The following is a 14777-nucleotide window of genomic DNA, read 5'->3' as shown; positions in this document are numbered from 1 at the left end:
GTCATGGCAACCACCCCTTCCACCACAGCCCGCGCCTCCCTCGCGTCCGTCACCCTTGAGGTGGCCGACCCCGAGGCCGCAGCCCGCTTCTACGGCGCCTTCGGCGTGGACACGTACATCCGCCTACGGGCCTCCGAGGCGCACTCCACCGGGTTCCGCGGGTTCACCCTGGGGCTGACGGTGTCCGGGCCGGCCACCGTCGACGGCTTCTTCGGCGCCGCCGTGGAGGCCGGCGCCACGGTCCTGAAGCCCGCCGCGAAGTCGCTGTGGGGCTACGGCGGCGTCGTCCGGGCCCCGGACGGGACGATCTGGAAGATCGCGACCTCGGCGAAGAAGGACACCGGCCCCGACACCCGCGAGATCGACGACGTCGTCCTGCTGCTCGGCGTCGAGGCCGTGAAGGCAACGAAGAAGTTCTACGCCGACCGGGGCCTGACCGTGGCCAAGAGCTTCGGCGGCAAGTACGTCGAGTTCGCCGCCGGTCAGCACAGCCCCCTCAAGCTGGCGCTGTACAAGCGCCGCGCCCTGGCCAAGGACCTCGGCGTCCCCGCCGACGGCGCCGGCTCGCACCGCGTCGTCCTCGGCGGCGCAGAGGACGACGCCTTCACCGATCCGGACGGGTTCGTCTGGGAGGCCGCCGCACCGCTCGCCCCCACGCCGTCCTGACGCGCGGCCCGGCCCGCCGCGGGTTGCCGGTAATCGTCTCCATCATGACAGGTCAGCGGCGTTTTCCGTAGGGCGGAAAGCACAGTTCGCGAGCCTTGTCCGATCCACTCCCCCACGCCCAGAATCTCCTTCTCGAGTCAGCCGGCGACAGGGGGAACATGGGGAAGAACGATCACGACGCGGTACTGCGGGCCCGCCTACTGCTGTTGGGTTCGCGGCAGCCGAGCCTGCCCGAAGCGCTCCAGGCGTACCGGGTTCTGGCGGAGGTGAGCCCGAGGGCGTATCTGCCGAAGCTGGTCGACGCGCTCCTCGCGATGAGCCACCGCAGCCGGGCCCCGGGGGTGGGCGAGCTTCTCGACGAGACCCGGCGCAAGACCGCCGAGCAGCGGACGGCGCTGTCCATCCTCGGCTGGGAACTGGTCCACCACTCCCGGATGCGCGAGGCCGCCGGGCACGGAAGGGAGGCTGCGGCCGGCCGGCGGGAGGCCCTGACCGTCCTGGAGGAGCTGGCGACGACGGGCGAGCCGAAGAACTGGAGCTGCATCCTCTCGTGGTGGGTCGCCCTGTACGTCCTGTCTGGGCGGGGCGACGAACCGGCTGCGACGCCCGAGTCCCCGATGCCGCCGTTCGGCAGCGACCTCGGGTGGTCGGGCGACACGCGGGAAGCCTTCCTCGGCACCCTGCCGGGGCTCGAAGCGGAGGCGTCGGATCTGCGCGAGGCCGGCCGGCTGGCCGAACTGGTCGACGTCCAGCGCAGGATCAGCGTCCGCGTCGCGCTCCGCGAGGGCGGCCACCCCCATCGGTTCGCGGAGCGGCTCGCACCGTACTTCGACGAGGGCCTGGCGCTCGCCCGCCGCCAGCCCGACGACCCCGCACGCCTCGCCCGCGCCCTGACCGACCGCTCGATGTTCTTCCTCGCCGCACGGACCTTCGAGCCCGCGCACACCGATCTCGCCGAGGCCGTGGCCCTGCTCGACCTGCGGTAGTCCCGCTCGGGGCGCCGTCCCACGGCGTCGCCGCGTCGTCTACGGTCGCACCATGAGCAGGAGTGGCGTAGTGGTGGACGGGGCGATCCGGGCGGCCTGGGACTCGTACCGGGTCCTGGAGAAGCGGACGTCCGCCGAGGACCGTGAGGTGGCTCGGCAGCGGGTCGAGGCCGCGGTGGAGGCGTACGGGCGTGCGGAGGTGTCGCGGGGCACCGTCTTCCTCGTGGGTGTGCTGACCGGATATCTGATCGCCGAGCGGGCCGGTGGTGCGGACCGCCTCGATCCGCTCGGCGATCTGATCCCCTCGGTGATCCGCAGGCTCCCCACTTTCGAGACGGCCGATCCGGCTCAGGTGCCGATGGTCACCGGGGTCCTGATGGCCGCCGCGATGGGCATGGACACCGTGGCGTGGCGCGACCGGTTCGGAGCGGTCCCGGCTGAAGAGGCGCTGGTGCACGGTTTCGTGCTGTGCTTGCTCGCCGACCTCTTCGACTCCCTGGCCGGCCGGCCCGGGGTCATCGACCGGATGATGCGGGAGACGTTCGACTCCATGGCGGACGGGCACGGCTGACGGCGGGCGGGCTGGGCCCGGCGGTGGCCATCCGGGCCGGCGGCGGCGCGGGGGCGGGCGGCGCCGCGGGGGCCGGCGGCGGCGCGGGCTTGGGTTCGGGATGGGCGCTCCGGCGTCGGAACGCCGTTGTCAGTGGGGCCTCGTAACGTCCCTTGCATGACGCGAACCGCACACACTTTCGCCTATGCGGGCTCCTCCGCGCTGGCGGGCTCCGGCACCGGCCGCAGCCTCGGCCTGGAGACCTCCGGCGGCCTGACCCCGACCGGCGTCGAGGCCCACCCGCACTTCTTCTCAGGGTTCCTGAGCGCCCCTCAGGCCGCCGCGCGCGGCCTGCTGGCCGTCGCCGACGTGGCCGGGGCCCGCTATTTCCGGCGGACCCAGGGGGCGTCCCTCGACCCCGTGGTCACCGCCAACGGCGACCGGCTGCGCTTCGAGTCCTTCTCCGGATGCTGTGGGGTCTACGCCCGCCTGGACGTCCTGCCCGAAGGCCTCCGCGGGGCCGACACCGGCCACGGCACCACCAATGTCGACGTCAACAACCCGCTGCGCGGGGCACTTTCGCGGCTCACCGACGACGACCCGCTGCATCTGCGGGTCGGACCCGAGGAGCTCGCGGTGACCACCCTGGACGGGCCGGTCGTCGAGAAGAAGGTGCCGCTGCCCGACCGCTGGCTGCGCGGGTTCGCCGAATCCCAGGCCATCACCGCCGGTTTCGACCTCCGTGCGGAACTGACCGCCGCCGAAGCCGTCCGGTTCCTGCGCTCCCTGCCCCGCAGCCCCGGCGTCGGCGGCGCGGCCGGCGGCCCGATGTGGGTGGTCCCCGCGGGCCGGACCCTGCGCCCCACCACCCGACCGGTGCCCGGGGCCGTGTGCCTGCCCGGCCCCGAACGGCTCGCCGCTTTCCAGCGCGTGCTGCGCCAGGCCACGGCCCTGCGCGTGTACGGGCCCGTACCGGACGGCGCCGCTCCCACCGCCTCGGCGTGGGAGATCGCGCTGCCCGGCATGCGGCTGACGCTCACCCTCTCCCCCGAGGCCGACCGCGGGTTCTCCGGCGAAGGCAGCGTGCTGGAGGCCCTCGCCACGGACACGGCGGCCGATGACGCCGATCTGGTCTCCGTCCTGCTCGCCTGGGAGCCGCGCATCGACCCCGGCGACCTCGCCGAGCAGTCGGGCCTCCCCGTCCAGCGGGTGCGCGCCGCCCTCACCCGCCTGGGCACGGCCGGCAAGGTCGGCTACGACCTGTCGGAGGCCGCCTACTTCCACCGCGAGCTGCCTTACGACGCCCGGAGCGCCGAGCGGCACAACCCCCGGCTGACAGCCGCCCGCGCCCTCCTGGCCGAAGGCGCCGTCACCTTCGACGGCCCGGCCACCGCGTACGTGGCCTCCGGCGAACGGCGCTACCGGGTCCGGGAGTCGGGCGGCGCGTTCAGCTGCACCTGCCAGTGGTGGGCCGACTACCGCGGGCGGCGCGGCCCCTGCAAACACGCCCTCGCCACCCGCATGGCCCGCGGCGCCGCTCCGGTCCCGGCCCCCGCCCCTGCTCACGCCACCGCCACCGCCACCGCCACCGGAGACGCACGATGACCAGCCCGCTCGACGTCCTCACCGCCGTCCGCGCCGGACACACCCGCCGGCTGCCCGCCCTGCTGGCTCCGCTGGACCGCGCGCAGCGGAGCGAGCTGCTGGCCGGACTGAAGGAACTGCGCGCCGGACTGCGGGCCTCCGGCTGGGAACGCTGGCAGGAGCGCGAGATGGTGAGCCCGGCCCTGCTCGTCGCCGGCGCCGCCTGTCAGACCGGCGCCGCCGCCGCGGCCTCCTGGATCGGCGGCCGTGACATGCGCCGCCGGCGGGCCGCCCTCGACAGCGACCTCGTCGAGGTGCTCGCGCACCGCGAACCCCGGTGGCTCGGCGACCTCGCCCACCGGCTCGCGGCCCGCCCCGCCACCGCCCAGGAGGACTACCCGCTCATCGAGGAACTCGTCCGCCGGGCCGGCTGCCCGATGCCCACCAGCGACGGCTGTGTCGAGGGCTGGGCCACGGCCGTATGGTCCGAACGTGGCACGCTCACCGACGCGCTGCGCCGCGACCCCCACCTCGCCGTGTTCGTGCCCCGCCTGTTCGAGACGCCGGAACCGGTGACCACCTTCGCCTGGCACAGCGAGCCGCAGGCGCAGCACCACTGGCCCTCCACACTGGCCCGTCTCGCGGCCGACGGGCTGCTCGAGCGCACCGCGCTCCTCGACGCCTGCACGGCCCGCCTCGTGCGCGGCGGCACGGCCCTCCACCTGAAGCCGTACCGTTCCGTGCTGGAAGCCCTGCGCCCGACCCTGGAGGAGGAGCGGGAGCGGACCGCCGACTGGATCGCGCTCACCGCCGACGCGGCGTCCCCGGTCGCCGGGCACGCACAGGAGGTGCTGGCCCGCCTCGCCACGGCCGGTCACCTCACCCCCGCGCTGCTGGCGGAGATGTCCGCCGCGGTGTTCTTCCGCCCCGAGAAGAAGCTCGTACGGGCCCAGCTGGCGCTCCTCGGCAAGGTGCTCGCCCGCGATCCGGACGCCGCGCCGGAGCTGCTGCCGGTGCTCGGGGAGGCCTTCGGGCATCCGGACACCGATATCCAGGAGCGGGCCTTGAAACTGGCTGCCGCCCACCTCGGCGACGACCGGGCCCTGCGCGCCGAACTCGCCGACCGCGCCCATCTGCTCAGCCCCGTACACCGCGCGCGGGCCGTGGCCCTGCTCGGTGCGGACGCCGCCCCCGAGGAAGACACCGGCCCGTACCGGGAGATGCTGCCGCCGCCCCCGCCGTCCACGCCGCTCGGCCCGTCCCCGGAGTCGGTCGAGGAGACCGTCGAGCTCGTCGCGGCCGCCGTCAACTCCCGTACCGAGTCCGTCGAGGACTTCGAACGGGCCCTCGACGGGCTGGTCCGCCACGCCCACCGGGACCGCGCCACGCTGGCCGCGGCCCTGCGCCCCGCCCTGGCGGACCGCTACTGGCTCGACCCGGCCCGCAGCCACCTCCACCACGACGACCTGCCGGGCCTGGAGCACGTCGCCGCCGCCGTCCTGGACGTCCGGCCGTCCGGGCCGAAGCCGCAGGCGCTGGTGAGCTGGCGCAGCGACTGCCACCACAGCGACGCCGCCGCCGCCCGCCACGCCCGCGTGGCCGAAGCGGCCCGCGGCATCACGGCCGGCCCGCCGCCCTTCCTGCTCGCCACCCCCACGCTGACCGACGGCTCCCTGGACCCGCACGTCCTCGTCAGCCGGCTCGGCGCGTACGCCCGCCTGGGTGTCACCCCCGGCCCGGTGGACTTCGCTCAGGCCCTGCTCCGGGTCCACCGCGATCCGTCCGTCCTGCCCGGGGCGGCCGCCCTGGGCACCCGGGAGGGCGATCGGCTGGTGGCGTGGATCGGCGGGGCCGGCCGGCCCGCGGCCGTCACCCGCCGCACCGCCCCGGCCGAGCACCACCGTTACGGCGGCCACCCCGACCGCCCCGTCCTGGACACCGGCGAGCGGCCCGTACTCCTGGCGGAGTTCCCCGCCGCCTTCCGCGAGCTCGGGCAGGCCCGGAAGGCTGTCGGCCGCTGCTGGGACGCGGGGGCACCCGAGACCCTGATCGCGCTGCTGCCCCAGGACCGCGACGCCCTCGCCGCCTGGTCACTGCCGGCCGTCATCGCCTGCGCCCTCGACGACGAGCGCGGCGGGACCGACATCCTGCCCGGACTCGCCGCCGCAGGCCCCGGCGGACCCGCCCTGCACCTCGCCATCGCCACCGGCCTCGGTGCCCGGCACGCCCAGGACCGGCTCCGGTCGGTCGACGCGCTGCTCACCCTGGCGGGGCGCGGCGAGCTGGACACCGTACGTCTCGGAGCGGACCTCGCCGAGCTGCTGGAGCTGGGCACGCTCAAGCCCAGCCGGCTCGCCGACGCGCTGCGTACGGCGGCCGCGACCGGAGCCCACGCCACGACCTGGGCCGTCCTCGCCCAGGTCCTGCCCGCCCTGCTCACCGGCTCCGCGGACCCACGCGGTACGGGGGAACTGCTGGAGACCGCCGCCGTGTGCGCCGAGCACTCCCGGGCGGTGACACAGGAGCCGCCCGCCGGACTCGACGCCGCCGCCTCCCGCCCCGGCCGCTCCCGGCTCATCACCCAGGCGGCCCGGCTGCGCGACGCCCTGCACCGCAACCGGGAGGCGATGGCCGCGGCCGCGCGGTGAGAGCCGCAGCTCCCGGCGCTGTCCCGGCCCGGGGCCGCCGGCCGTGGCGGCGGCCGCTGCGCTGGGCGGCGACAATGGGGTGCGGGCGCCGTGGCGGCGCCCCGTGGGGCGTCGGGGGCGGGCAGTGGTCGAGGTGAAGTGTGACGGCGCTTTCAGCGTCAACAGCGTCGGTCTGGAGGGCCGGCCGTTCCCGTTGAGCTTCAGCGTCGGCGAAGCCGAGGGCGTCTTCAGCGTGACCGGCGGCGCGGCTCAGGCCGCCGAACTGACAGACCTCCTCGTGGCGGTGGCGAACGACGCTGTCGCGGTGGTGTCGTTGGAGTCGAACTCCTTCCTCACCGAGGACTGGCAGACGCTGCGGCCGTCGCTGATCGCGGCCGAGCTCGGCGTGCCGTGCGGCATCCACCCCCTCGGCTCCTGGGTGTCCGGCACCCACGGCCTCGGGGAGGAGCTGATCGTGGTCGACCGCGACCGCTTGTCCGATCTGCTCGACGGCACCTGGACGCCCTACGAACTGGCACTGATCGATGTGCCCGCCGACACGGGCCCGGAGCAGCTCGACGAGCTCGCGCTCACCATCGGAACGAGCATGAGCACGAGCCACGACGAGCCGCTCCTCGGCCGCCTGGGGGGCTCGTCCCGGATCTGGTTCTCCGGCCACGACGACTGCTATCTGTGGCTGGAAACCCGAGACCCCTCCCTGCCGGGCGCGGTCCTGGCCCGCCTGCTGGCCCTGTTGGCCGGTTCGGCCTTGACCGAACGCGGTGACGGAGCTGACTCCGTGGAGGTCCCCGAGCCCGGTGGATGGCTGACCGAGCGACTGATCTCTGCTTCGCCCCACTGGATGGGAGCCCTGGGCACGGTCACCGAGGAGCTGGTGACGATCGAGCTGGCCGCCCTCCCCGAGCGGTGGCGGCTTGACGTGGCGTTCCCGGCGCGGCGGGACGTGACGGTGACGCTCGACGTGCGCCACGGTACGTGGCGGTGTGATTGACCGTCGGGCCGGCGCCCTGTCCCCGGGCCCTCACCCGTGGTCGTACTCCAGGCCGATGCCGAGGGTGCTCTGCGACGGAAGGAGCCCGGTGGCGACGATGTCGAGGACCGGCGGTACGAGCAGTTCGGCCAGCCGGGCCGTCTCATCGGGAGTGAGCGCGTCCCAGGGGCCGGCCGCGAGCTCGTCGGTGAGCTTCTCGACCGCGCTACGGACCCGGAGCCCTTGCGGGGTGGCCCTGCCGCCGGCTTCCACCAGGCCTCGGGCGGCGAGGCGTTCGCGGGCGGCCGTCCAGTCCTCGCCGGTCCACTGCCTGCTGCCGAAGACCTCTTCCGGTGCGGCGCCGACGGCGGCGTGCGAGACCAGGGACTCGGCGGGGCCGAGGCCATGGGCCTGGAGGGCGGCGATGTGACCGTCGCCGCGATGCTCGCGCAGGATCGTGGCGGCCTGCCAGAGCACCATGTGGGGCTCGTCGGGCCAGGGCAGGGCGGCGTTGGCAGCGGCCATGGGGCGGCCCGCGGTGTCCGCGGCTTCGGCGGTGCGACGGCTCAGCTCCGCGGCCTCGCGCAGCTCGGGCGAGCCGATCCGGTGGCCGAGGAGCCTGCGCAGTGCGCGGTCCACCGCCGTGCTCCGGGCCGTCAGGACCCGTTCGGGCGCGGCGGTCCGCCAGGCCGGCGTGGCGTGGTGCCGCACCATCTGCGGGCTGAAGCTGTAGAAGAGGGCGTTCACCACCTGCGTGCCGACCGGGCCGAGTGGCGCGGCGCGGTAGGCGAAGTAGCTCGGCCAGCGCTCGTGGGTGGCGTAGCCGAGGCTCGCGGCCTCCTCGGAAGCCTCCGTCGCGTAGTAGAGCGTGGCATGCACCGGCTCCAGCAACTGCCACATCTGCCGGACCGTGCTCAGGTCGTGCTTCACGTTGTTTCCCTCGCTGTCGCGGCGCGCGTTCCCCATGAACCTGACAGTGACAAGATTCCGTCACCCCGATCATCTTGTCAATGACTACTTGGCATTGACAAGATCCGGGGTAGCCTGCTGTTCATGGCCACCCCACGCACTTACCACCACGGAGATCTGCGCCGAGCCGTCCTCTCGGCGGCGATCGAGGTCATCCGGAGCGACGGTGTCGCCGCGATCAGCCTGCGCGACCTCGCCCGCCGCGCCGAGGTTTCGCACGCCGCCCCGGCGCACCATTTCAAGGACAAGGCAGGGCTGTTGACCGCGATCGCCACGGAGGGGTTCGACCTGCTGGCCGCCGCCGTGACCACGGTGCCGGCCGGCGACGCGCACCGACTGCGCGAAATGGGCGCGCGGTACGTGGAGTTCGCCCTGGGCCATCCGGCCCACTTCGAGGTGATGTTCCAGCCCGGGCTGCTCCACCGCGACGATCCGGAACTCGCCGCCGCCAAGGAACGCGCCTCGCGCGCGCTCCACTCGGGCGTCGACGGCCTCCCGGCCGCCAGGCGCGGCCCCGATGCCCCGCGCACCGCGCTGGCCGCCTGGTCGCTGGCCCACGGCTTCGCCACCCTCCAGCTCAGCGGCAGCCTCCCGCCGCTCGAAGCCGATCCCGTCGACACCTTCCGCGCGCTCGTCGACGACCACACCGGCGCGGGGGGCCCGTAGGCCACCTCGGGCTCAGGAGTACGGGCTCCACCGGCCGAAGCGGGCCATCAGCCGGATCGCGGCCTTCTCGTCCAGGCCGAGCGCGGCCGCGGCCTGGGTGGTGGTCAGGTCGGCGCGGGTGCCCCGGGCGGCCCAGTACCCGGCCCGCTCCGCGGTGACCTCCAACCGGCGGGCCGCGCGCACCGCGGCGACCGGGGAGGTGCCGGTCAGCCTGTCGATCTCCTGCTCCAGCTGTTCGAGGAGCACCGTCACCGACTCCGGCAGCGGGACCGCGCCCGCCTCGACCCGGGCGGTGTGGCCGTCCCAGTCCCGGTCACAGGAGTCCGCCTGCTCGTCCCCGGCCTCCTCCAGGTCCTCGCCACCGATCAACGCCCAGTCGAGACGGTGCTCCGGCCCCGTCCAGCCGCAGGAGCACACGGCGCGCAGCGCGGCGGCCCGGGGGATGCGCGGGGAGCGGCCGTCGTAGACGCTCCACTGCGTCACCGAGTGGCCGGCCGAAGCCGAGCCGGTGTCGAAGTACACCGGGCCCGGGACGCTCCCGTCCTCCAGGAGCACACCGACCCAGCCCTCGTGCGAGGCGCCGAACTCTTCCGTCGTCCACGTATCCCGACCGTCCACGACACCCTCCCGCCACCCGATCGCCGGCGGGTCCCACTGGACGCGCCCGGCTCCGACCATGCCGCAGCCGCACCTGAGCGCGGGCCGAAATCCACGGAAGAGCTACCCAACTCCCCTGCCGGTTGGCTTCGACGGGCGCGGGCGTCATGACGGCCCGAGGGCCGCGACCCCGTCCAGGATCCGCTCCAGGCCGTGGTCCAGCGGATCGCGGTCCTGCGGGGGCGAAGGCGCCTGCGGCGACCGCCGCCGCGACGGCGGGAAAGCGTTCCGCGTGACGCTCCAGGATCCCGGCCGTGAGCTGCGCCCAGTCGGCGCTCGCCGCGTCGTCATGGTCGGCGTACTGCTGGGCGGTGTTGTGGATATGACCGACGAGCAGCAGGAACGTGTCGTGCTGCCGGGAGGCCGGCAGTCCCGTCCCGGCGAGCGCCGCCAGTGCCGCGTCGAGCCATCCCAGCTGATGGGGGCCCATGATCTGGCGGCGCATGCGGTGGCCGTCGGGATCCAGGGGTGGCGGCGGTACCTCGCCAGACACTGCCGTGCCCATTCCGTCAGCTGGGGGCGCCAGCCGCCGGGGATGCCGGCGATCGAGGGCGGCGGGCCGATCGCGAGGTCGACCATCGGGTCGAGGAGCTCCGTCTTGCCGGGAACGTACCGGTAGAGCGCCATCGCGGTGACGCCGAACGCCTCCCTGATGAAGATCGACAGCCCGCAGGGCGTGGACGAGCAGGGCTTCGTCCGCATCGGCGTCGAGCAGTGGATCTCGGTGCGCGGCGAGGACCTGGCCAACCCGGTCGCTCTGGAACTGCACGGCGGCCCCGGGGCCTCGACCGCGTTCTTCGGGCCGCGCACCAGATCATGGGAGAAGCACTTCACCGTCGTCCGCTGGGACATGCGCGGGACCCTCAAAACGCTCGGCCGAGCGGTGCGCAGGGGCAGGGCGCGATGACCTTCGACCGGATACACGCCGACGCCATCTAGGTCTCCGACCGCGACGACTCCGTACACCAGGCCCTGCTCACCCGGCTGCGCACGGCCGGAAAGCGCGGGGACCTGGAGGCGGTGCAGGCGCTCGGCCCCGGCAAGGAGCAGTGGACCGCCCGCGACCGCGCGACGCACACCAAGCTGCCGGAGACGACGACGAAGGTCGTCATCGGGGTCCCTGTGGTTCTCGCCGCTGCACTCGCTGCGTGAACCGAGGCGCTTCGTCGCGGGCATGACCTTCTCGGAGCAGATCACCGAGGGCGCCACCGGGTTCGACGACTGGGCGGACGGCACGCGGTTCGAGATCCCCTTCTTCCTCTTCCAGGACTGCAGCCACTTCGCGGCATTCCGACGGCCCGAGCGGTTCCTGGACTTGCTGCTGACCCAGGTGCGGCCGGCGGTCACCGCCGCGCCCGCCGGTCCGCCCTCGCGGTGATTGGTCCATACCTATTGACCGCCCCCTCCGCCCCTCATACGATCCGGACCGGCACAGCCCCACCTGTCCCCCCACCTCACCTCACCCGGAGCCGGGCGTCGCATCCCCATGCGTCCGTCATGCCCATGACGCCCAGCGGGAAGGGAGCACCACATGCTCCGTCGGCGCTCACGCACTCCACGCCCCACGGGCGATCCCCGTCCACCCGAGGTTTCCGGCCGCGGGGCCTCCGCCCTGGTGCGTTCCCTGGCCGGGGTCGGGACCGCCGCCCTCATCGCGGCCGGGATGGCGGTGTCCGGCACCGGGTCGGCCGGCGCCGCCGCCGCCGAGCCGGTGGCCAACTCCGGCTTCGAGAACGGGCTGTCCGGCTGGACGTGTTCCGGCGGCTCCGGCGCCGCCGTCGGCAGTCCGGTCCATTCCGGCGCCGGCGCGCTCAAGGCCACGCCGAGCGGCTCCGACAACGCCCAGTGTTCCCAGACCCTGAGCGTGCAGCCCAACTCCTCGTACACGCTGAGTGCTTACGTCCAGGGCAGCTACGTCTACCTCGGGGCGTCCGGTACGGGCCTCGGCGGTGCCCAGTCCACCTGGACGGCGAGCAGCCCGTCGTACAGCCGCCTGAGCGTCGGCTTCACCACCGGTCCGAGCACCACCTCGGTGACCGTCTACCTGCACGGGTGGTACGGACAGCCCGCCTACTACGCGGACGACGTGTCGCTCGCCGGGCCCGGCGGCGGCACCCCCACGCCGACCCCGACGCCCACCCAGACTCCGACGCCCACCCCGACCCCGACCCCGACTCCCACGCCGACCGCCACTCCCCCGACCACGCCACCGCCCACCACGCCGCCTCCGACCGGTGAGACCTGTCCCACGAAGCCCAGGCCGACGGGCAAGGTCCTCCAGGGCTACTGGGAGAACTGGGACGGCGCATCGAACGGCGTCCACCCCGGCATGGGCTGGATCCCCATCACGGACAGCCGGATCGCCGCACACGGGTACAACGTGATCAACGCCGCCTTCCCCGTGATCCTTTCGGACGGCACGGTCCTGTGGCAGGACGGCATGGACGCCGGCGTCAAGGTAGCCACCCCCGCCGAGATGTGCCGGGCCAAGGCGGCCGGAGCGACCGTCCTGATGTCGATCGGCGGGGCCGCCGCGGGGATCGACCTGAGCTCCAGCGCCGTCGCCGACAAGTTCGTGGCGACCGTCGTCCCGATCCTCAAGAAGTACAACTTCGACGGGATCGACATCGACATCGAGACCGGACTCTCCGGCAGCGGCAACATCAACACCCTGTCCGCGTCCCAGTCCAACCTGATCCGCATCATCGACGGAGTCCTCGCCCAGATGCCCGCGGGCTTCGGTCTCACCATGGCTCCCGAGACCGCCTACGTGACCGGCGGAAGCGTCACCTACGGATCCATCTGGGGCTCCTACCTGCCGATCATCAAGAAGTACGCCGACAACGGCAGGCTGTGGTGGCTCAACATGCAGTACTACAACGGCAGCATGTACGGCTGCTCCGGCGACTCCTACGAGGCCGGCACGGTGCAGGGCTTCACCGCGCAGACCGCCTGCCTCAACAACGGTCTGACCATCCAGGGCACCACCGTCAAGGTGCCCTACGACAAGCAGGTGCCCGGCCTGCCCGCCCAGCCCGGCGCGGGTGGCGGCTACATGGCGCCCGGCCTCATCGGCCAGTCGTGGAACGCGTTCGGCGGCTCGCTCAAGGGCCTCATGACCTGGTCGGTCAACTGGGACGGCTCGAAGGGCTGGTCCTTCGGCGACGGTGTCAGGTCCCTCCAGGGGCGCTGACGTTCCACCGGCCGGCTACCGGATCACGGCCGGCCGGCCGGTACCCGTCCGGCAGGCGCCTTGCGGGCGTGCAGGACGTGGGCTTCCAGGGGCAGGGGCGTGCGGTCGAGGAGCTCCAGTCCGGCGTCGGCGAGCAGTCGGGCGTAGTGCTCGGCGCCGCGTTCACGGCCGCCGACATTGCACCTCATGTGGAGGTCCCAGGCCGTGGCCAGGGAGGGGGAACCGTCCGTGGGCAGGAGCCGCTCGACGATCAGCAGATCGGCGTGGTCCGGCATCGCGCGGGCGCAGTACCGCAGGATCTCGCCGCACCGGTCGTCGTCCCAGTCGTGCAGGACGCGGGAGAGGAGGTAGACGTCACCGCCGTGGGGTACGTCGGCGAAATCGCCGCCGCGGTAGTCGCAGCGGGCACCACAGCCCAAGGCGTCGAGCGCGCGGCGGGCGGCCTCGATCGCGTGGGGGCGTTCCAGGAGCACCCCGCGCAGCCCGGAGTGCGCGGTGAGGATGCGTCCGAGGAGTTCCCCGTTCCCGCCCGCCACGTCGACGACGGTCCGGGTGGTGGGTGCCTGGGCCGCCGCGGTGATCACCGGGTGGGCCGGGACCGGACGGAACATGCGCGAACTCGCCGCCATGGACCGGTCGAAGAGGTCGGCGAGTGCCGGGTCGCGTGCGAAGTGGTCGAAGTGGTTCTCGCCGAAGAGGTGGTCGAAGGCCGGCTGCCCGGTCCGTACGGTGTGGTCGAGGGCGGCGAAGGAACGGTAGAAGGGGCCCGCGTACATCAGGGCCAGGGGGCGCATCGTGTCCGGGTGGTCGGCGCGGAGCAGGGCGCCGAGCGGGGTGAGGCGGAAGCCGTCCTGGCCGACGGCGGCATCATCGTCCTCGGCGACGATGCCGAGCATCGTGAGGTAGCGCAGGAGCGCGGCGAGGCCGTCGGGGTGGGTGGCGGTGCGCCGGGCCAGCTCCCGGGTGTCCGTGACGTCGGCGGTCTCCATGGCTTCGGGCACGCGCAGGTGCGCGAACGTGGCGATGGCCTGGGTGGTCCAGGCACCGGTGAGCAGGTGAAGGAGCGTTTCGGCGGGCCGGTTCACGGCCGGGCGTTCGGTGTGGGCGGCGAGGGCGTCGCGGTGGTCGCCGGGCGCGTAGAGCTCCAGGCGCCGGTAACCGCACGTCGCGTCCGCGGGGGTGGTGAAGTACAGGACGGTGCCGTCCTCGTGCGGGTTGTAGCCGCCGCCGTCGGGCCGCGCCCCGTATCGGGTGAGGACCGCGCACAGGCCGCGCAGTACCAGGGGGTCCGGGCGTTCCAGTTCGAAGGCCACATGGGCCTCGTGGCCGAGGGCGCGCTCGTGCGCCGCGACCGGCTCCAGGTCGGACCGGTCGGGCACCATGAGGGCGAACACCTCCACGGCGCGGCGCTCCCCCGCCCGTCCGTGGACGCGGGGGCGCAGGATGCGGACGTCGAGCTCGGCCGGGTCGCGGCGGTGCCGCCGGGCCAGCCGGTCCCGTACGACGACGCTGGGGTGGGAGGGGGTGTCCGCGGCCAGCGCGCAGTCGGCGAGCTGACCTCGCAGGTGCCGTGCGTCCGGCGGGAAGAGCAGGATGCCCACGTGGGCGAACCGGCAGTGCGCGGCGAGCGCCGCCAGCTCGGGGCCGCACAGGCCGGGCAGCAGGCGGGGCAGCAGGGTCGCCGTGCCGTGTTCCCGGACGAAGGCGGCGGCCGCGCGCAGGCGCACGGTGTCGTGGTCGTGGTCGTGGTCGTGGCGGGGGTTGTGGTCGTGGGCTGGGCCGGGGCCGGGGTCGTGGACGAGCGTCGTTTCGCCCGGTGGCACCGGGGCGGCGGGGCGTGTCGCTTCGTCGGGCAGGGTCGTCGTCATCGCGCAACTGTCCTTGGTGG

Annotated in this window: 13 protein-coding genes; 10 read left to right on the top strand and 3 right to left on the bottom strand. The window is 73.9% G+C overall.

Annotated elements, in window-relative coordinates; translation table 11 throughout:
* Positions 1 to 3 precede the first annotated feature (3 nt).
* From ACFYYT_RS28285 to ACFYYT_RS28260, 6 genes are all read left to right on the top strand, one after another.
* Positions 4 to 666 (top strand): glyoxalase, encoded by a 663-nt coding sequence (locus ACFYYT_RS28285; protein WP_351826830.1) that lies wholly within the window; start codon positions 4 to 6, stop codon positions 664 to 666.
* Between the two features lie 158 nt (positions 667 to 824).
* Positions 825 to 1652 carry a hypothetical protein gene (locus tag ACFYYT_RS28280; protein ID WP_351826829.1) on the top strand — a complete coding sequence of 276 codons (828 nt, stop codon included), beginning with the start codon at positions 825 to 827 and terminating at the stop codon, positions 1650 to 1652.
* Between the two features lie 52 nt (positions 1653 to 1704).
* Positions 1705 to 2223 carry a hypothetical protein gene (locus ACFYYT_RS28275; RefSeq protein ID WP_351826828.1) on the top strand — a complete coding sequence of 173 codons (519 nt, stop codon included), beginning with the start codon at positions 1705 to 1707 and terminating at the stop codon, positions 2221 to 2223.
* Between the two features lie 156 nt (positions 2224 to 2379).
* Positions 2380 to 3807 carry an SWIM zinc finger family protein gene (locus ACFYYT_RS28270; RefSeq protein ID WP_351826827.1) on the top strand — a complete coding sequence of 476 codons (1428 nt, stop codon included), beginning with the start codon at positions 2380 to 2382 and terminating at the stop codon, positions 3805 to 3807.
* The gene (locus tag ACFYYT_RS28265) at positions 3804 to 6434 is read left to right on the top strand and encodes a DUF6493 family protein (RefSeq protein WP_351826826.1); all 2631 of its coding nucleotides are present in this window, start codon (positions 3804 to 3806) and stop codon (positions 6432 to 6434) included. Before ACFYYT_RS28270 ends, ACFYYT_RS28265 begins: the two co-directional genes overlap by 4 nt.
* Positions 6435 to 6558: 124 nt before the next feature.
* Complete coding sequence (locus tag ACFYYT_RS28260; protein ID WP_351826825.1) at positions 6559 to 7425, top strand: hypothetical protein; 867 nt, start codon at positions 6559 to 6561, stop codon at positions 7423 to 7425.
* Positions 7426 to 7455: 30 nt separating this feature from the next.
* On the opposite strand, the gene ACFYYT_RS28255 is transcribed toward ACFYYT_RS28260, so the two are convergent.
* Positions 7456 to 8370 carry a hypothetical protein gene (locus ACFYYT_RS28255; protein ID WP_351826824.1) on the bottom strand — a complete coding sequence of 305 codons (915 nt, stop codon included), beginning with the start codon at positions 8368 to 8370 and terminating at the stop codon, positions 7456 to 7458.
* A gap of 87 nt (positions 8371 to 8457) precedes the next feature.
* On the opposite strand from ACFYYT_RS28255, the gene ACFYYT_RS28250 reads away from it, so the two are divergent.
* A complete protein-coding gene (locus tag ACFYYT_RS28250; RefSeq protein WP_351826823.1) occupies positions 8458 to 9039 on the top strand; it encodes a TetR/AcrR family transcriptional regulator in 582 nt (193 codons plus the stop codon).
* Positions 9040 to 9051: 12 nt separating this feature from the next.
* On the opposite strand, the gene ACFYYT_RS28245 is transcribed toward ACFYYT_RS28250, so the two are convergent.
* Positions 9052 to 9657, bottom strand: coding sequence for a hypothetical protein (locus ACFYYT_RS28245; protein WP_351826822.1), 606 nt, complete (start codon positions 9655 to 9657; stop codon positions 9052 to 9054).
* Positions 9658 to 10348: 691 nt separating this feature from the next.
* Between ACFYYT_RS28245 and ACFYYT_RS28240 the strand changes: the two genes are divergently transcribed.
* The 3 genes from ACFYYT_RS28240 (at position 10349) to ACFYYT_RS28230 (ending at position 12889) form a co-directional block, all read left to right on the top strand.
* Positions 10349 to 10603, top strand: a complete 255-nt coding sequence (locus ACFYYT_RS28240; RefSeq protein WP_351826821.1) for a hypothetical protein — start codon at positions 10349 to 10351, stop codon at positions 10601 to 10603.
* 267 nt (positions 10604 to 10870) lie between these two features.
* Entirely contained in the window at positions 10871 to 11074 is a 204-nt protein-coding gene (locus ACFYYT_RS28235; RefSeq protein ID WP_351826820.1) for a hypothetical protein, read from the top strand.
* Between the two features lie 237 nt (positions 11075 to 11311).
* Positions 11312 to 12889, top strand: a complete 1578-nt coding sequence (locus tag ACFYYT_RS28230) for a carbohydrate binding domain-containing protein (protein WP_388609678.1) — start codon at positions 11312 to 11314, stop codon at positions 12887 to 12889.
* Positions 12890 to 12912: 23 nt separating this feature from the next.
* Here ACFYYT_RS28230 and ACFYYT_RS28225 read toward each other — a convergent pair whose 3' ends face one another.
* Positions 12913 to 14757, bottom strand: coding sequence for a methyltransferase (locus tag ACFYYT_RS28225; protein WP_351826819.1), 1845 nt, complete (start codon positions 14755 to 14757; stop codon positions 12913 to 12915).
* Positions 14758 to 14777: the final 20 nt, after the last annotated feature.

Origin of the sequence: Streptomyces sp. NPDC002032 (assembly GCF_042890765.1) — a bacterium.
In the GTDB taxonomy this organism is placed as follows: domain Bacteria; phylum Actinomycetota; class Actinomycetes; order Streptomycetales; family Streptomycetaceae; genus Streptomyces.
The sequence above is the reverse complement of the archived record's forward strand: the minus strand, read 5'-3'. Positions and strand labels throughout refer to the sequence as shown.

Coding starts and splice junctions, on each gene's coding strand:
- ACFYYT_RS28255 (WP_351826824.1), bottom strand. CDS start 8,370: ATGGGGAACGCGCGCCGCGACAGCGAGGGAAACAACGTGAAGCACGAC.
- ACFYYT_RS28275 (WP_351826828.1), top strand. CDS start 1,705: ATGAGCAGGAGTGGCGTAGTGGTGGACGGGGCGATCCGGGCGGCCTGG.
- ACFYYT_RS28240 (WP_351826821.1), top strand. CDS start 10,349: ATGAAGATCGACAGCCCGCAGGGCGTGGACGAGCAGGGCTTCGTCCGC.
- ACFYYT_RS28235 (WP_351826820.1), top strand. CDS start 10,871: ATGACCTTCTCGGAGCAGATCACCGAGGGCGCCACCGGGTTCGACGAC.
- ACFYYT_RS28265 (WP_351826826.1), top strand. CDS start 3,804: ATGACCAGCCCGCTCGACGTCCTCACCGCCGTCCGCGCCGGACACACC.
- ACFYYT_RS28270 (WP_351826827.1), top strand. CDS start 2,380: ATGACGCGAACCGCACACACTTTCGCCTATGCGGGCTCCTCCGCGCTG.
- ACFYYT_RS28285 (WP_351826830.1), top strand. CDS start 4: ATGGCAACCACCCCTTCCACCACAGCCCGCGCCTCCCTCGCGTCCGTC.
- ACFYYT_RS28225 (WP_351826819.1), bottom strand. CDS start 14,757: ATGACGACGACCCTGCCCGACGAAGCGACACGCCCCGCCGCCCCGGTG.
- ACFYYT_RS28280 (WP_351826829.1), top strand. CDS start 825: ATGGGGAAGAACGATCACGACGCGGTACTGCGGGCCCGCCTACTGCTG.
- ACFYYT_RS28250 (WP_351826823.1), top strand. CDS start 8,458: ATGGCCACCCCACGCACTTACCACCACGGAGATCTGCGCCGAGCCGTC.